At 66.2% G+C, this 16,217-nt stretch carries 15 protein-coding genes; 10 read left to right on the forward strand and 5 right to left on the reverse strand.

Annotated elements, in window-relative coordinates:
- The first annotated feature begins 52 nt into the window (after positions 1 to 52).
- Positions 53 to 1,795 (forward strand): M4 family metallopeptidase, encoded by a 1,743-nt coding sequence (locus L2Y94_RS09120; RefSeq protein ID WP_247374519.1) that lies wholly within the window; start codon positions 53 to 55, stop codon positions 1,793 to 1,795.
- Positions 1,796 to 1,862: 67 nt separating this feature from the next.
- Here L2Y94_RS09120 and ykgO read toward each other — a convergent pair whose 3' ends face one another.
- From ykgO to L2Y94_RS09140, 4 genes are all read right to left on the reverse strand, one after another.
- Complete coding sequence (ykgO, locus tag L2Y94_RS09125) at positions 1,863 to 1,988, reverse strand: type B 50S ribosomal protein L36 (protein WP_029213509.1); 126 nt, start codon at positions 1,986 to 1,988, stop codon at positions 1,863 to 1,865.
- An 88-nt stretch (positions 1,989 to 2,076) separates the two neighbouring features.
- Positions 2,077 to 2,991, reverse strand: coding sequence for a LysR family transcriptional regulator (locus L2Y94_RS09130; RefSeq protein ID WP_247374521.1), 915 nt, complete (start codon positions 2,989 to 2,991; stop codon positions 2,077 to 2,079).
- Between the two features lie 279 nt (positions 2,992 to 3,270).
- The gene (locus L2Y94_RS09135) at positions 3,271 to 3,906 is read right to left on the reverse strand and encodes a CoA transferase subunit B (protein WP_247374522.1); all 636 of its coding nucleotides are present in this window, start codon (positions 3,904 to 3,906) and stop codon (positions 3,271 to 3,273) included.
- Between the two features lie 11 nt (positions 3,907 to 3,917).
- Positions 3,918 to 4,637, reverse strand: coding sequence for a CoA transferase subunit A (locus L2Y94_RS09140; protein ID WP_247374525.1), 720 nt, complete (start codon positions 4,635 to 4,637; stop codon positions 3,918 to 3,920).
- A gap of 140 nt (positions 4,638 to 4,777) precedes the next feature.
- On the opposite strand from L2Y94_RS09140, the gene gndA reads away from it, so the two are divergent.
- Together gndA and gspD are read left to right on the forward strand one after the other, a co-directional pair.
- Entirely contained in the window at positions 4,778 to 6,202 is a 1,425-nt protein-coding gene (gene gndA, locus L2Y94_RS09145; RefSeq protein WP_247374528.1) for an NADP-dependent phosphogluconate dehydrogenase, read from the forward strand.
- A 175-nt stretch (positions 6,203 to 6,377) separates the two neighbouring features.
- Positions 6,378 to 8,747, forward strand: coding sequence for a type II secretion system secretin GspD (gene gspD, locus L2Y94_RS09150; RefSeq protein ID WP_247374531.1), 2,370 nt, complete (start codon positions 6,378 to 6,380; stop codon positions 8,745 to 8,747).
- A 38-nt stretch (positions 8,748 to 8,785) separates the two neighbouring features.
- Here the strand turns inward: gspD and L2Y94_RS09155 are convergent, their stop codons facing one another.
- Positions 8,786 to 9,145 (reverse strand): hypothetical protein, encoded by a 360-nt coding sequence (locus L2Y94_RS09155; protein WP_247374532.1) that lies wholly within the window; start codon positions 9,143 to 9,145, stop codon positions 8,786 to 8,788.
- 183 nt (positions 9,146 to 9,328) lie between these two features.
- Between L2Y94_RS09155 and L2Y94_RS09160 the strand changes: the two genes are divergently transcribed.
- From L2Y94_RS09160 to L2Y94_RS09190, 7 genes are all read left to right on the forward strand, one after another.
- Complete coding sequence (locus tag L2Y94_RS09160; protein ID WP_247374534.1) at positions 9,329 to 10,012, forward strand: STN domain-containing protein; 684 nt, start codon at positions 9,329 to 9,331, stop codon at positions 10,010 to 10,012.
- A gap of 5 nt (positions 10,013 to 10,017) precedes the next feature.
- Complete coding sequence (locus tag L2Y94_RS09165; protein WP_247374535.1) at positions 10,018 to 10,554, forward strand: RNA polymerase sigma factor; 537 nt, start codon at positions 10,018 to 10,020, stop codon at positions 10,552 to 10,554.
- On the forward strand, positions 10,551 to 11,534 hold the full coding sequence (locus L2Y94_RS09170; RefSeq protein WP_247374537.1) for a FecR family protein: 984 nt from the start codon (positions 10,551 to 10,553) through the stop codon (positions 11,532 to 11,534). The genes L2Y94_RS09165 and L2Y94_RS09170 overlap by 4 nt, the downstream gene beginning before the upstream one ends.
- Positions 11,535 to 11,672: 138 nt before the next feature.
- Positions 11,673 to 13,283 (forward strand): ShlB/FhaC/HecB family hemolysin secretion/activation protein, encoded by a 1,611-nt coding sequence (locus L2Y94_RS09175; RefSeq protein ID WP_247374539.1) that lies wholly within the window; start codon positions 11,673 to 11,675, stop codon positions 13,281 to 13,283.
- 38 nt (positions 13,284 to 13,321) lie between these two features.
- Positions 13,322 to 15,103 carry a DUF2341 domain-containing protein gene (locus tag L2Y94_RS09180; protein ID WP_247374541.1) on the forward strand — a complete coding sequence of 594 codons (1,782 nt, stop codon included), beginning with the start codon at positions 13,322 to 13,324 and terminating at the stop codon, positions 15,101 to 15,103.
- Positions 15,104 to 15,113: 10 nt separating this feature from the next.
- Entirely contained in the window at positions 15,114 to 15,521 is a 408-nt protein-coding gene (locus L2Y94_RS09185) for an ExbD/TolR family protein (protein WP_247374543.1), read from the forward strand.
- Positions 15,522 to 15,525: 4 nt separating this feature from the next.
- A complete protein-coding gene (locus tag L2Y94_RS09190; RefSeq protein WP_247374544.1) occupies positions 15,526 to 16,191 on the forward strand; it encodes an energy transducer TonB family protein in 666 nt (221 codons plus the stop codon).
- The last annotated feature ends 26 nt before the right edge of the window (positions 16,192 to 16,217 follow it).

Consider the following 16,217-nt stretch of genomic DNA (forward strand, 5'->3'; position numbering starts at 1 on the left):
CATCGGCTCGCAGGTCAACCTGGGTTCGACAAACGGATGGGGAGAGAGTCTCATGAAAGGCATGGGTGGATATCGTCGTCTGGCCGCCGCGGTCGCGTGCGTCCTGGGCTGTTCGATGGCACAGGCGGCGGAGCAGGCCATATCGGCACGTTTTCTCAGTCAGAACCGTGTGCCGATGTATGCGGCCGACGGAGATACGTTCGTTGCCACCGATACCATCGGCGATGCCGACGGTACGCAGCACGTACGCATGAAGCGCTTGTACAAGGGGATGGAGGTGATCGGCGGCGATGTCGTCGTGCACAGCCGCCAGGGCGTGGCCGTGGGCGATCCGAGCCTCACCTTGCGCAGCACGTTTCGACCGTCGATCACGCCGTCGGTGTCCGCCGGGCAGGTGACGGCCGCCGTCACCTCGGATTTCCTGAAGATCACCGATTTCACCGCGCGCCCGGGCAAGGTGGATTCGGTGGGCGCACCGCACCTGGTGATCTATGCCCGCGGCGGACAGCCGGTGCTGGCGTATGAATCCCTCGTGGTCGGGCAACCCAACGGCGAGGGCTCCTCGGTCATGCGTTACTTCACCGACGCGCGGACGGGAGAGGTATTGACCCGTTGGAACCTCATCCAGTCGCTTGCCGCCGAAGGCACGGGAAAATCGATCCTCTTCGGCGACGTGCCGCTGAACACCACGGCCGTGGACGGCTCGAACGGTGCCACCTACCAACTCATCGATTCGGTGCGCGGCAACGGCAGCGTGCTGGATGGCACGGGGCTGGACGTGATCCTGCTCGCCTTCATCCCCCACGCTTTCGATAGCGCCACCGTCTTCACCAGCCCGGACAATATATGGGGCGACGGCACGGCCGCCAACCGTCAGAGCGCCGCGGCGGACATCGCCCACGGCGTATCGGCCGCATGGGACTACTACCACGACGTGCATCATCGCGAAGGCATCCTCGGCGACGGTACCGGCGTGAAGAGCTATGCCCACGTCAGCTTCATCGGCTCATCCCTCAATGCCGTATGGGCCGACCTGAACGATCCGGCCCTTCCCGAGGGCAACGATATCCGGGGCATGCTCTACGGTGACGGCGGCCAGAACGGCGACACCACGTTCAACCCGTTCGTCGCCATGGACGTCGCCGGGCACGAGATGACCCACGGCGTGACCGGCGCCACGGCGAAGCTGGCACCCGAGCAGACGGGTGAGCCCGGCGCGCTCAACGAATCCACCTCCGACATTTTCGGAACGATGGTGGAGTTTCACGCCAACGATCCGCACGAGCCGCCGAACTATCTGATCGGCGAGAAGCTGTTCGCATCCAACCCCGACGGCACCCTGGCGTTGCGGTACATGTTCAAGCCGAGCCTCGGCGTCGACACGGTCAACGGCGAACCGGTGGCCTCGGCCGATTGCTGGGATGCCACGGTCGGGCAGCTCAATGCCCACTACGCCTCGGGCGTGGGCAACCACTTCTTCTACCTGCTCGCGGAGGGCGACGTCGTGCCCGAAGGGTTCGGCGTCGGCACGAAGTGGAACCTGACGCCGGATGACCTGGTCTGCCATGCCAAGCCGGGTCCGGGCCATAGCCTGAACCACGGCTCGCATCCGCACCTGCGTGGTGTAGGGCGCGACGTGGCCCAGAAGATCTGGTATCGCGCGCTCACGGTCTACATGACGTCCGACACCGATTATGCCGATGCGAGAATCGCGACGCTGAATGCCACGAGGGATCTCTATCCGGGCTTGGTCAAGGTGGTCGACGCGGCCTGGGCCGCGGTGAACGTGCACTGACGCCCCGGGCGGAGGCAATAAAAAAGGCCGCGTCAGCGGCCTTCTTCGTTACCCGTCGCGGCTTGGATCAGCGCTGACGAGCCTTGAAACGCGGGTTGCTCTTGCAGATCACGAACACCTTGCCGCGACGGCGCACGACTTTGCAGTCACGGTGACGCGACTTCGCGGACTTCAAAGAGGAAAGCACCTTCACGGCCAGCTCCTGAGATATTGCAGACGAGGAAAAACGGAATTGTAGCGATCTGGCGGGGTGCACGCAAGCCCCGGTAATGATTCGGCTTTCATGCCAGGCCCAGGCTTTGCCGGGCCTCGCGCACCGTGCGCAGGAAACTCTCGAGCACGGGCGAGGTGTTGTCCACGCGGCTGGCCACGGCCAGGAGCAGGTGTGCCTCGGGATCGTCCAGCGGAACGAAGGTGACGCCCTTCAGGTGCACGGCCCGCAGGGAGGCCGGCACCAGCGCGATGCCCAGGCCAGCGGCCACCAGCGGCAGCAGGGACGGAATCTGCTGGGCTTCCTGCCGCACGTTAGGACGAAAACGGGCCTTGTCGGCCAGCAAGGTGAGGCGGTCGATCAGCGTGGCGGCCTCGCTGCGCGGCGGTGCCACGAAACGCTCCTTCGCCAGTTCTTCCATGCGCACCGCCTCGCGTCCGGCCAGTCGGTGACGGGCGGGCAGGGCGAGCACGAGCGGTTCGTGGTCGATGATCTCGACATGGAGCTGTCGTGCATTGGCGATGCCTTCGGGCTGGGCGCGAAGGAGGCCCAGGTCGATCTGGCCGCTGAGGATGGCGTCGTACTGGGCCTTGGTGGGCATTTCGCCCAGGTGCAGGCTGACGCCTACCGCCGCGTGGCTGAAGCGGAGCAGGGTTTCGGGCAGGGCGGGGTGGAACGACACCGAGGCGGCGTAGGCCAGTTTCAGCTGGCCGGTGAAACCGGCGGCCGCCTCGGCCACCACCGTCCGGGCGCTTTCGGCGCGGGCCAGGATGGCCTTCGCTTCGATCAGGAAGATGCGCCCCGGTTCGGTCAAGGCCACGCGACGGCGATTGCGATCAAGCAGGCGCACGCCCAGGTCGCCCTCCAGGGCAAGGATCTGCTGGGACAGGGGCGGCTGCGAGATGTGCAGGCGCTGGGCGGCCTGGGTGAAGCTCAGGGTTTCGGCCACCTCGACGAAGTAGCGCAGTTGGCGCAGATCGAACATAGTCGAATTTTATATAAGTGGTCGCTGAAAGATATATTGGCGAACATTTCCTAGGAAATCTATGATTCACCTCGACCTACCACCAACCCCTCCCCCTGGGTCGGTAGGTCCCTCGCCCCGCGGCGACGCTATCATCCGGTGTCTTGGCCTACCTCCCCCCCGAGGCCCACACCGAGGCGTCTTCCCGCGGGGCGACTTCTTTTCCGGGCCCCGGTTGCAAATCGCTACGAAGCTTGCCTGGTAGGAGCCGATTCATCGGCTCCTAGCGAGCGGGTCTTGTCAGACCCTGGAAACGAAATCGCATTCCGTGCCGGCGCGGACCTGCTCCTCGGTCACTTCGGGGGCCAGCTCGACCAGTTCCAATCCCTTGGGCGTCACGTCGAACACCGCCAGGTCGGTGATGATGCGGTCGACCACGCCCTTGCCGGTCAGCGGCAGGTTGCACTGGTTCAGGATCTTGGGCGAGCCGTCCTTCGCGGTGTGCTCCATCAGCACCACGACACGTTTGACGCCGGCCACCAGGTCCATGGCGCCGCCCATGCCCTTGACCATCTTGCCGGGCACCATCCAGTTGGCGATGTCGCCTTCATGGGTGACCTGCATGGCGCCGAGGATGGAAATATCGACGTGGCCGCCGCGGATCATCGCGAAGGAGTCGGCACTGGAGAAGTACGACGCGCCCTGGCGGGCGGTGATCGTCTGCTTGCCGGCGTTGATCAGGTCGGCGTCGACTTCGTCTTCGGTAGGGAAGGGGCCGATGCCGAGCAGCCCGTTTTCGGACTGCAGCCAGACGTCGACGCCCTCGGGCAGGTGGTTGGCCACCAGCGTGGGCAGGCCGATGCCGAGGTTCACGTAATCGCCGTCGGAGAGTTCCTTGGCGGCGCGCTGCGCCATCTGTTCACGGGTCCAGGCCATGGAGGTCTCCTTCAGGCGCGCACGGTGCGCTGTTCGATGCGCTTGGACGGCGCGGGGTTATGCACGATGCGGTCGACGTAGATGCCCGGGGTGTGGATCTGGTCGGGGTCCAGCTCGCCCACCTCGACCATGATCTCCACTTCGGCCACGCAGACCTTGCCCGCCGTGGCGGCCATGGGATTGAAGTTGCGCGCGGTCTTGCGGTAGACGAGATTGCCGGACGGATCGGCCTTCCAGGCCTTCACCAGGGCCACGTCGGCGACGATGGAACGCTCCATCACGTACATGTTGCCGTCGAATTCGCGGGTCTCCTTGCCTTCGGCCACCTGCGTGCCGTAGCCGGTGCGGGTGAAGAAGGCCGGGATGCCGGCGCCGCCGGCGCGCAGCTTCTCGGCGAGCGTGCCTTGCGGGGTGAACTCCACCTCGAGCTCGCCGGCCAGGAACTGGCGCTCGAATTCCTTGTTTTCGCCGACGTACGACGAGATCATCTTGCGGATCTGCCGAGTGGCCAGCAGCATGCCGAGGCCCACGCCGTCGATGCCGGCGTTGTTCGATACGGCGGTGAGGTCTTTCACCCCCGAGTCGCGAAGGGCTTCGATCAGCAGCTCGGGGATGCCACAGAGGCCGAAACCACCCACGGCGATCGTCTGCCCATCGGCCACGAGGCCGGCGAGGGCCTCCCGGGCGGTGGCGACACGCTTGTCGCGTTTGTGCGACTTCACCTGGTTCATGCGTTCTTCCAGTCCCATCCGGACGGTCCGTCCGCCGGTTCGCCCCCCATCATAGCCGACCGCCGCCGTCACGTTTCGTGGTTGCGGGATGGTGCACATTGAATGACGGGCGGTATTCACCTGACACCGGAGACCTACTCGTGAGCAAGCAGAAGATCGGCGTGATCGGCATGGCCGTGATGGGCCGCAACCTCGCCTGGAACATCGAAAGCCGTGGCCACTCGGTATCCATTTTCAACCGCACGAAGGAGCGGACCGACGAGGTGATGGGCCAAAGCAAGGGGCGCAAGCTGGTGCCCACCTACAGCCTCGAGGCATTCGTCGACTCGCTGGAAAAACCGCGTCGCATCCTGTTGATGGTGCAGGCGGGCAAGGGCACCGACGCGGTGATCGAGCAGCTGGTGCCGCTGCTGGACAAGGGCGACATCCTCATCGACGGCGGCAACACCTATTACAAGGACACCATCCGCCGGGCCGAAGAGTTGGCCAAGCATGGCCTGCATTTCATCGGCACCGGCGTGTCCGGCGGCGAGGAAGGGGCGCTCAAGGGCCCGTCGATCATGCCCGGCGGTCCGCGCGAGGCATACGACCTGGTGTCGCCGATCCTCATCGAGATTGCTGCGCGCGCACCTGACGACAACGAGCCTTGCGTGACCTACATCGGCCCCGACGGCGCGGGCCACTACGTGAAAATGGTGCACAACGGCATCGAATACGGCGACATGCAGCTGATCGCCGAAAGCTACGCGGTGCTCAAGCACGTGCTGGGCCTGTCCAACGACGAGCTGGCGGCTACGTATCGTGAATGGAACGAGGGCGAGCTGGACAGCTTCCTCATCGAGATCACGGCGAAGATTCTCGAACACAAGGACAAGGACACCGGCAAGGCCATGGTCGACGTGATCCTCGATCGCGCCGCCCAGAAAGGCACCGGCAAATGGACCAGCCAGAGCGCCCTCGACCTCGGCGTGCCGCTCACGCTGATCACCGAAGCGGTGTTCGCGCGCGCGTTGTCTTCGATGAAGGACGAGCGCGTGGAGGCCAGCAAACAGTTGGCCGGGCCGGCCGCCACCGCCTTCGACGGCGACCGCAAGGCGTTCGCGGAGGCCGTGCGCAAGGCGCTCTACATGAGCAAGATCATTTCCTACGCGCAAGGTTTTGCGCAATTGCAGGCGGCCTCCGCGGAGAACCGCTGGGACCTCCGCTATGGCGATATCGCTAAGATTTTTCGTGCGGGATGCATCATCCGCGCGCGTTTCCTCCAGAAGATCACGGACGCCTACCGGCACGACGGCCAACTGAAGAACCTCCTGCTCGCCCCCCACTTCCGCGACATCGCCAGGGACTACCAGGGCGCCCTGCGCGAGGTGGTGGCCCAGGCCGTGCGTCAGGGCGTGCCGGTGCCGGGGTTTTCGGCCGCCATCGCCTACTACGACAGCTACCGCTCGGCGGTCTTGCCCGCCAATCTCATCCAGGCGCAACGCGACTTCTTCGGAGCCCATACCTTCGAACGGCGGGACCGGGAGGGGCACTTCCACGAGGCATGGAGCGAAGGGGAAAGCTGACACCCCTGTCGGCGGGGGGCATGGTGCCGCCCGCCGTCTCCCTCGGGCGGACCTGTGTCGCGACTTCAGCAGCATGGTGCTAGCGCCGGTAGCGAACCTCCCTATAGAGTTGGGGGATTCGGCGCATCGCCGGGAGGAGCGGCGTGAGCCGCATAACGAGGGAGTACGTCGTTCCATGCTCAGAAGTACGCTGATCGCCACGGCGCTCGCGGTTGCGCTTGCCGGATGCTCGACCCTGCCGCAGCCCAACGATGATGGCGCATTGCAGCGGGAAGCGCTGGCCGGCACCGAAAAGCCGGCCCCGCGTCCGAAGATCGTCAGCCCCACGGGCCAGCCGCCCGCGGCCGTCGTCGCGTCGCCGCAGATCACCTCCGGCACCGGCGAGTTCGTCAAGCCGGTGGGCCTGGCCGAACCCAAGCCCGTCGCCGAAGGCGCGGGCACCGTCACCTTCAATTTCGAAAACCAGCCGGTCGAATCGGTGGTGAAGGCCATCCTGGGCGACCTGCTGCACGAGAACTACTCCATCGTGCCGGGCGTGCAGGGCAACGTCTCGTTCTCCACGTCCCAGCCGGTCACGGCCGAGCAGGCGCTTCCTATCCTGGAGACGCTGCTGTCGTGGACCAACAACGCCCTGGTGCGCACCAACGGCCGCTACGTGGTGATGCCCTCGAAAGAGGCCGTGCCGGGCAACGTGGTGCCGAGCATCGGCGCGAACGCACCGGCCGGCGGCCTGCAGGCGCGGTTGTATCCGTTGCATTACATCTCGGCCACCGAGATGCAGAAGCTGATCAAGCCGTTCGCGCGGCCGGACGCCACGTTGCTGGCCGATCCCACCCGCAACGTGCTGGTGATGGCGGGCACGTCCACGGAACTGGACAACTACGACCGCACGGTGAAGACGTTCGACGTCGACTGGCTCAAGGGTATGTCGGTGGGCGTGTTCAGCCTGCAACGCGCGGAAGTGAAAGACCTCACGCCGATGCTCGACAAACTGTTCGGCGACAAGGGCAATACGCCCATGGCCGGGCTGCTGCGCTTCATTCCCATCGAGCGCACGAACTCGCTGGTGGTGATCAGCCCGCAGGCGGACTACCTCGATGAAGTGCGCAGCTGGATCGATCGGATCGACCGGGGCGGCGGCAACGAGCCGCAGCTCTACGTCTACGACGTGCGCAACGTGCAGGCCGCGGACCTGGCCGATTACCTGTCGGACATCTACGGCGGCGGTTCGGGTGGCGGCCGTTCGGGCGACAGCGGCGGCAGGGTCGGTCCCGGCCTCACCTCGGGTACGCTCGGCGGCGACAGCGACCTGGGCAACCGCGGCGGTTCGGGGTTGGGCAGCACCACGAGTGGCTTCGGCAACAGCTCGTCCTCGAGTTCGGGCATCCTTGGCAGCACGAGCAACAACAACGGACTCGGCAGCGGCATGTCCTCGTCGGGCACGAGCGGCGGCCTCGGCGGTGGCTCGTACAGCAGCAGCGGTGGCGGTTTCGCCGGCAGCGGCTTCAGCGACCTGGACTCCCCGCGCCGCCAGCGCAGCGGCCCCATCACCACCGAAGACGGCGTGCGCATCACCTCGGTCGACAACAACAACCAGTTGATGGTGCGTTGCCGTCCGTCGCAGTGGTCGGAGATCGAGCAGGCCATCAAGCGCCTGGATGCCGTGCCGCTGCAAGTACAGATCGAGACGCGCATCCTCGAAGTCGCGTTGCACGGCGACCTCGAATTCGGCGTGCAGTGGTACCTCGAAGGCCTCGTGGGCGGCACCAACGGTTCGGTGGGCCAGCCGGGCAACAAGCAGCAATGGGCGTTCGGTAACGCCGGTAACGTCTACAATCCGGCCAAGGACGCGTTCTTCTACTCGTTCGTGAACAACAACATCGCCGTCGCCCTGCATGCGCTGGAGCAGAACGGCAATACCAAGGTGTTGTCGGCACCCTCGCTGGTGGTGATGAACAACCAGAAGGCGCACATCCAGGTCGGCCAGCAGCTTCCCATCACGCAGACCTTCGTCAACACCAATTCGAATACGGACAACACGTTCGGCGAGGTGGAGTACAAGGACACCGGCGTGATCCTCAACGTGCGCCCGCGCGTGAACCCGGGCGGCCTGGTCTACATGAACGTGAGCCAGGTGGTCAGCTCGCCGGGATCACGGGACGCTTCGGGCAACTTCCCGATCAACCAGCGCGAGGTCGCCACGCAGGTGGCGGTGCAGAGTGGGCAAACCGTGCTGCTGGGCGGCATGATCCAGCAGAACGACGTGCTTTCGGACACCGGTATCCCGGGCCTCAACCGTATTCCCATCTTCGGTCGCCTGTTCGGCAGCACGTCCCGCACCCGCGACCGCACGGAACTGCTGGTGCTGATCACGCCCAAGGTCATCACCGACGGCAATGACGCCAAGCAGGTCACCGACGAATACCAGCGCAAGTTCGAGTCGCTGCGTCCGTATACGGGCGGAGCCGCCGCCGGCAAGCCCGCGGCCACCACCACGCGGTTGGGCAATGGCGAGCCGACCGTGACGATTCCTGCCCATCGCTGATACCCGTCGCCCCGGCGGGACGTCGCCGGGGCGATGTCTTATCGACTCAGAAGCGGGGAAGCGTAAGTCGGCTTCGGTCGATAGGGCTGCGCGGAGGTGCCCAGGTTCGGCCCCATCCGGTTGCGCAGGCCACTGGCGTTGTACAGCCCCAGGGTGTTGGTCGCCTGTTTCGTCAGGTCCATTCCCGGGACGGCAGGTGCCGTGGGTGCCGGGGCCGCCACCACGGCGTTGAGGCAGGCATAGGACAGGGCGCCGCCGGCGCTTCCGGCTCGTGACGGCTCCACGCATCCGGCGTCCGCCGATGCGTGAATGGCGGGCAATTCGATCGCTTGCTGGGCCGTGGCGTAACCGGCCGAAAGGGCGAGCGGGATACCGATCCACATTTGCCGAATACGCATGCTTCTGTTCCCTGGGCGACCGAGGGGCGGATTGTGGCGCACGCCAAGGGTTGGGAACGTTACACGTGACATGTCATGTCGCGGTCACGAAGGTTGTCATGAAAAGTGCGCCATTGCGTCATTTGGCGACCCTAGCCTTCGCTCAAGACGAGTCCCGTTACCGCTCCCGCGCGAGGTACGACCGTGGCACGCAGCGTCATCGCGTTCGTCGCGTGCGTCGTCCTGCTCGGCGCGGCCATCTGCCGTGCACAGGACGGGGCTTCGACGGCAACGCCACGGGGGACGGAAGAGACGCATGCACCGACGCGCTTCGACATCGATGCACAACCGCTCGCCGGTGCCTTGCGCGGCTTCAGCGAAGCGACCGGCATCGCCGTGCTCTTCGATGATGCTCTCGTGGCGCAGCGTGAAACGCAGGGCATCCACGGCACGACGGAACCTCGCGACGCGCTGCGCATCCTGCTTATCGGAACCGGCCTCGAGGCCCGGTTTTCCTCGATGAACGCTTTTACCGTCACGGCCGTCGATACGCCGGATGCCACGGGGGATGGCCCCTCGCCCGACGACGCTCGTCCCGAACTCGACGAGCGCATGGCCGCCGAGGTCCAGCGCGCCATCGAGCGGGCGCTCTGCGCGCATCGGACGACGCGGCCGGGGCGCTACCGCCTGGCCATGCAGTTGTGGACGGACGAGCAGGGCGCGGTGTCCCAGGTGTTCCCGCTGGCCGCGTCCGACGATCCCAGGCGTGACGGCGACGTGGTCGCCGCCCTGCGCGGCAAGCGGCTTCCGGGGGTGACGTCCCGTTTCGGTCCCGTGACCGTGCTGATCCGTCCGTCGTCCTCGACACCCTGCGGAGACGAAGGATGACCTCCATGGATACGACCCTCCTCGGCGTGTTCGTCGACAACTACGAAAACTTCCGCCGGCGCTTGCGCCGCCGGCTCCGCTCGGACGACCTCGCCGACGACGTGATGCAGGAGACCTTCCTGCGCGTGGAAAAGCTCGATCGTTCCGAGGAGCGCGCCGAGCATCCCACGGGCTATCTGTTCCGCATGGCGCTGAACATGGCCGTGGACCACCATCGTTCGCAGGGACGCCTGCTCACCGGCGACGAAGTCAACGATCTGATCCACGGCATCGACGACACGCTCGATCCGCCGACCGTGCTCGCTTCGCGCCAGGACCTCGTGGCCCTCGCCGACGCCATGGATTCGCTCACCCGTCGACAGCGGGAGATCCTCATGGCCGCGCGCGTCGACGAACAGCCGCAAGCCGATATCGCCGATCGCTTCGGCATCTCCCTTCGCATGGTCGGCAAGGAACTGAAGAGGGCGTTGGACATCTGTGCCGAAAAAGTGGGACGTAAGTCCGTTCAGCGGTTCGGTCCGGGCGCCGGTGGATCGTCATGACCGGTATGGACACGACGACGATCCACGAGAGCGAGCGCCAGGCACGGGCATGGCTCGTGCACCTGACGTCCGGCACGGCCACGCGCGAGGACGGCGAGGCCTTCCGCCGCTGGTGCCTGGCCAGCCCACAGCATGCGCAGGCGTTCGCGCGCATGCGGCAGATGTGGGAAGACATCGGGCCTGCCCTGGTACATCGGCGTAGCGTTCGCGAACGCGGCGAACGCGGCGAGCGCGCGCCTCCGCGCCACGAGGTGCGCATGGGACGCCGTGCCTTTCTCGCCACGGCGGTCGCGGCGTCGGTCGCTGCCGTCGTTCTCGCGCGCCACGGCTTTCCGCTGGGCGATGCCTCCGGCGACCGGGGACTGCGCACGGCGATCGGCGAGCAGAAGCACGTGGAAGTCGGCCGGGGCGTGGCCCTGGAGATGAATACGAACACCGACATCGGCCTGCGTTCGAGCGCGGGCGAGGTCACGGGCATGCGCCTGCGCGAGGGCGAGGCGGTGGTGCGCATCGCCCCGTCGCGCACCGATCCCTTCGTGGTCGAGATGGACGACGCGCGCGTGGTGTCGGCACCGGGCGCATCGTTCGCCGTGCGCTGCGTGGACGGCCGTTCGGCGGTCACTTGCCTCGACGGACAGGCCGTGCTCGTGCGTGGCGTGGAAACGACGCGGGTGAAGCCTTCGCAGCAGGTCGCGTTCGACGATGCCGGTATCGCCGCGCCCGTGGCGGTGAACCCCGAGACGGCACTGGCATGGCGTAGCCGCGTACTCATCTACGACAACCTGCCTTTGTCCGACGTGGTCGCCGACATCAATCGCTATCGTCCGGGCCGCATCCTGATCACCGATCCCGACCTCGGCGAGCGTCGCGTGCATGCGCGCTTCACCCTCGACCAGATGGCCGATGTCGCCACCCTCATCAAGGACGCCTACGGCGCGCACGTGACGCGCCTTCCGGGCGGCTGGGTCTTGCTGAGCTAATCCACCCGTCGGCCGGAACCGCCGGGACGATGAATTTTTCGTGACAACGGTTCAGTGCCACCCGGGTCCGCGCGTCTTGTGGGCAACGGTTCGACAGGGGAAGGTCTCAGTGGCTACACGAGCAGTACGGGTGCGCGCATGATGCGTGTCACGACCTCGCGGAGCATGCGCGCTCTCGCGCTGGCCGTCGCGTTCGTCTTCGTGCCGGATGTGTCGGCCCAGGAGGCACCGCCATCGTTCGACGTGAACGAATACGTCGTCGACGGCAACACCACGCTGCAGGCGCTCGACATCGAAACGGCCGTCTATCCGTTCCTGGGGCCGGGCAAGTCGATGAACGACGTCGGCGCCGCGCGCGACGCCTTGCAAAAGGCCTATCAGGCGAAGGGCTACCAGAGCGTGGTGGTCGACATTCCCCGGCAGCAGGTGAAGGGCGGGGTGATTCGGCTCCAGGTCACGGAAAACGCCGTCGGTCACGTGAGGGTCGAAGGCGCTACCTATCGCTCTCCCAAGGCCATCCGGGACGCGGTGCCCGCGCTCGCCGAAGGCCAGGTGCCCGACTTCGGAAAGGCCCAGCAGCAGCTCACCGAAGTGAACGGGCGCGGCGGCGCGCAGGTGATTCCGGTGCTCGCGCCGGGCAGCCTTCCGCAAACGATGGACGTGACGCTGAAGGTCACCGACAGCTCGCCCTGGCACGCCAGCATCGAGGCGAACAACGACCACAGCGTGAACACGCCGGAACTGCGCACCGTGGCCAGCGTGCGCAACGACAACCTGTTCCAGAAGGGACAGGCCGCCTCGCTCACCTACATCGTCGCACCGCAGGATCGCGATGCCGCCGAAGTCTGGGCCGGGTCGTACCTGGTTCCGCTCGATAACGCCTGGAGCGTGCTCGCTTCGGCATACACGTCCAACAGCAATGCCAACGCGGTGGGCGGCACCACGGTGCTGGGCAAGGGTCACGCCTTCGGCTTCAGCTTCATCCGCAACCTGCCGACGCACGGCGAGTATTCGCAGTCGCTGTCGCTGGGGCTTACGCGCAAGCACTTCGACCAGAACATCAGCCTCGGCGGCCAGACTTCCAAGGCACCCATCACCTACATCCCGTTGTCGGTCACGTATACGGGCCAGTCGATCGGCGAGACATCGGCGAGCACGGTGTCGGTGGCCGCCGTGGCCGGTTTCCGCGCGGGAGGAAGCACCTCGGCCGAATTCGACAACCAGCGCTACAAGGCGCGGCAGAACTTTTTCTACGTGAAGTTCGACGGCGGCCACACGCATACCTTCGATGACGGGTTCAGCCTGGCCGGCCGGCTGGGGCTTCAGTTGTCCACGTCCTCCCTCGTGTCCAGCGAGCAGTACGCGGCCGGTGGCGACAGCACGGTGCGCGGATACCTGGAAGCGGAAGAAACCGCCGACCACGGCGTGATCGGCTCGGTCGAATTCCGTTCGCCGTCGATCGCCTCGCGCATCGGCGGTTGGGTGAACGACTGGCGGTTCCATGCCTTCGTCGACGCGGCGCACCTGGCGCTCATGAACGCGCTGCCGCAGCTGGTCGATCCGAAGAACCCCGACGCGGGCAGCACGCGCGTCACCCGTTACGACCTTTCCAGCGTGGGCCTCGGCACGCGCTTCACGATTTTCAATATCGCGACCGGCGCGTTCGAAGTGGCCTATCCGTTCAACGACGGCCAAGCCACCAAGGCGCACGACACCCGCATCCATTTTTCACTCAAGGCCGATTTCTGACCGGCAGGTCGGACCACAGATACCCAGGGGTTAACACCGTGAAACGACTCTTGTTCCTGACCTGCTTGCTGCTCGTCGGTGCCGTGCCGCTGGCGCACGCCGCCGACGCATCCTGGTGGAACCAGGATTTCGCCTTCCGCAAGGCCATCACCCTCGATACCACCGCGAAAGGCGCGAACGTGAACGCGGACGTGGGCCGCACGCCGGTGCTGATCCGCCTGCATTCGGGCAACTTCAGCTTCGACGGCGTGTCCGAAACCGGCGCCGACGTGCGCTTCGTCGCCTCGGACGACAAGACGCCGCTCAACTACCAGATCGAGAGCTTCGATCCCGTGCTGGGCGTGGCCCTGATCTGGGTGGATGTGCCGCAACTGGGCGCCGATGCGCAGCAGCAGATATGGATGTATTACGGCAATCCGAAGGCGCAGGGCGGGGACAAGGGCGCCGCGGTGTTCGACGCCGACTATGCCGCCGTCTACCACTTCGAGGATGCCGCCGGCACGCCGCCGCATGATGCGACGGCCTATGGCAATAACGCGGTGGGCAACGACATCGCCACCGTGGATGGCGTGATCGGCAAGGCCGCACGCTTCGACGGCACCAAGGTCGTGAACCTGCCGGGCAGCGTCGCAATGAACGTCGCCGAGGGCGGCACCTTCACCTTCAGCGCCTGGGTGAAGCTCGACGCGCTTCCCGGAGGCTCCGCGATCGTCTACTCGCGCCGCCAGGCCGACGCGAAGTTCCTGGTCGGCTTCGACGGCGGCGTACCCTTCGTGCAGGTGGGCGACGCGACCAGCGCCGCCGGCGAGCCGGTCGCCGCCGCCGCATGGGTACACCTCGCGGTGACCGCCACGGCGACCGAGGTGCAGCTCTACGTCAATGGCCGCCCCTACGCCAAACTCGACACCGGGTTGCCCGCGCTGACCAGCCAGGCCACCCTGGGCGGCGACGCGCCGGGCCAGGCCGATGCCTTCGTGCCGTTCCTGGGCCAGATCGACGAAGTGCGCCTGTCGCGCATCGCCCGCCCGGTCGCCCTGGTCGCGCTCGATGCCCAGTCACAGGGCGCCGAGTCGAAGCTGCTCGCCTACGGCACCGACGAGAAGCAGTCGGGCGTCGGTTTCGGTTACTTCGGCATCATCGTCAAGTCGGTCACCATGGATGCCTGGGTGGTGATCGGCATCCTGCTGATCATGGCGGCGATCTCCTGGATCGTGATGTGGCAGCGCGCCTCGTACGTGAACCGGGTCAGCGACGCCAACGACGACTTCCTCGAAGCGTTCCGCCAGCAGGGCCGCAACATCCTCGCGCTGTCGAAGGACCCGACCGCCTCGCGCCTGAAGGATTCGTCGCTCTATCGTCTCTATAAGGTGGGCGCCGCCGAGGTGTGGAGCCGCCGCGACGGCGACGGCCACGATCACATCGCGTCGGAATCCATCGAGGCCATCCGCGCCACGATGGATGCCACCCTGGTGCGCGAGAACCAGAGCCTCGCCAAGTCGATGGTGATGCTGACCATCGCGATCTCGGGCGGCCCCTTCCTCGGCCTGCTCGGTACGGTGGTCGGCGTGATGATCACCTTCGCGGCCATCGCCGCCGCGGGCGACGTCAACGTCAACGCCATCGCGCCGGGTATCGCGGCCGCGTTGCTGGCCACCGTCGCCGGCCTGTTCGTCGCGATTCCCGCGCTGTTCGGCTACAACTACCTGCTGATCCGCAACAAGAACGTCACCGCGAACATGCAGGTGTTCGTCGATGAGTTCGTGACCCGCCTGGCCGAACAGCAGCGCGTCACCGCCCACCCGTCGGCCGTCGCGGCCTGAGGTCCGGATCATGCGCGCCCAGGACGACGACAAGCCGTACGACGACATCAACATCACGCCGATGCTCGACCTGGCGTACGTGTTGCTCGTGATCTTCATCATCATGACCACCGCGTCGGTGCAGGGCATCAAGGTGAACCTGCCCAAGGCGTCGGCCGCGGTGAGCATGGCCAAGCCGCAGACCAAGGCCATCACCGTATCGGAGACCGGGCAGATCTTCCTCGACGCCTATCCGGTGACGTTGCCGGAACTGGAAAGCCGCCTGCGCTCGCTGAAGGCGCTCAACCCGGATTTTCCGGTGGTGGTGAAGGGCGATTCGACGGTCCAGTACCAGAAGGTGATGGACATCCTCGACCTGCTGCGTCGCGTCGACCTGCCGCAGGTCGGCCTGGTGACCGGCAAGGCGCCGAAGGACTAAGCGCGTGAGCCCCAAACACTCCCGTCGCTGGCTCGGCAAGGCGATCGGCGTCGCGGTGCTCGTCGCGATCGCCGCGCTGGTCTGGAACCTCGCGACCCACCGCGTCGGCGTGCGCCGCGAGGCGCCGCGCGTGGCGACGATCACGCCGTTGCCGCCACCGCCTCCGCCGCCCAAGGAAAAGCCGCCGGAGCCGAGGAAGACCGAAGCGCCCAAGCCCGTCGACGAAAAGCCCATGGATCAGCCGCAGAAGCCGGTCGATGCACCCAAGCCCACGAACGACGTGGCCAGGCAGGTCACGATGAACGCCGACGCCCAGGCGGGTGGCGACGCATTCAACATCGGCGCCGGTTCCGGCGGCGGCATGGTCGGCTCCGGCGGCGGCACCGGCACGGGCACGGGCAGCTACGGCCAGTACCTCGGTTACGCGATCCAGCAGGCGTTGCAGCGCGACGACCGCACCAGCCACCTGGTGTTCGACGTGCATGCCGATATCTGGCTCGACACCGACGGCAAGCTCAGCCGCGCCGAGCTCACCGAATCCAGCGGCAATCCCCGAACCGACGAAGCCGTGCTCGACGTGCTGCGCGCGATGCCCCGCATCGACGTGACGCCGCCGCCGTCGCTCGGCTTCCCCGTGCGTGTCTCCATCCGCGGCAAGCGCCCCGCATGACGACCGCCATGACACATCTTTCGCAT

Origin of the sequence: Luteibacter aegosomatis, from assembly GCF_023078455.1 — a bacterium.
In the GTDB taxonomy this organism is placed as follows: domain Bacteria; phylum Pseudomonadota; class Gammaproteobacteria; order Xanthomonadales; family Rhodanobacteraceae; genus Luteibacter; species Luteibacter aegosomatis.

What these genes read in the sequence shown, in the direction of transcription:
- L2Y94_RS09120 (WP_247374519.1), top strand. Translation starts at nt 53, where the DNA reads ATGAAAGGCATGGGTGGATATCGTCGTCTGGCCGCCGCGGTCGCGTGC.
- L2Y94_RS09130 (WP_247374521.1), bottom strand. Translation starts at nt 2,991, where the DNA reads ATGTTCGATCTGCGCCAACTGCGCTACTTCGTCGAGGTGGCCGAAACC.
- L2Y94_RS09135 (WP_247374522.1), bottom strand. Translation starts at nt 3,906, where the DNA reads ATGGCCTGGACCCGTGAACAGATGGCGCAGCGCGCCGCCAAGGAACTC.
- L2Y94_RS09140 (WP_247374525.1), bottom strand. Translation starts at nt 4,637, where the DNA reads ATGAACCAGGTGAAGTCGCACAAACGCGACAAGCGTGTCGCCACCGCC.
- gspD (WP_247374531.1), top strand. Translation starts at nt 6,378, where the DNA reads ATGCTCAGAAGTACGCTGATCGCCACGGCGCTCGCGGTTGCGCTTGCC.
- L2Y94_RS09155 (WP_247374532.1), bottom strand. Translation starts at nt 9,145, where the DNA reads ATGCGTATTCGGCAAATGTGGATCGGTATCCCGCTCGCCCTTTCGGCC.
- L2Y94_RS09165 (WP_247374535.1), top strand. Translation starts at nt 10,018, where the DNA reads ATGGATACGACCCTCCTCGGCGTGTTCGTCGACAACTACGAAAACTTC.
- L2Y94_RS09170 (WP_247374537.1), top strand. Translation starts at nt 10,551, where the DNA reads ATGACCGGTATGGACACGACGACGATCCACGAGAGCGAGCGCCAGGCA.
- L2Y94_RS09175 (WP_247374539.1), top strand. Translation starts at nt 11,673, where the DNA reads ATGATGCGTGTCACGACCTCGCGGAGCATGCGCGCTCTCGCGCTGGCC.
- L2Y94_RS09185 (WP_247374543.1), top strand. Translation starts at nt 15,114, where the DNA reads ATGCGCGCCCAGGACGACGACAAGCCGTACGACGACATCAACATCACG.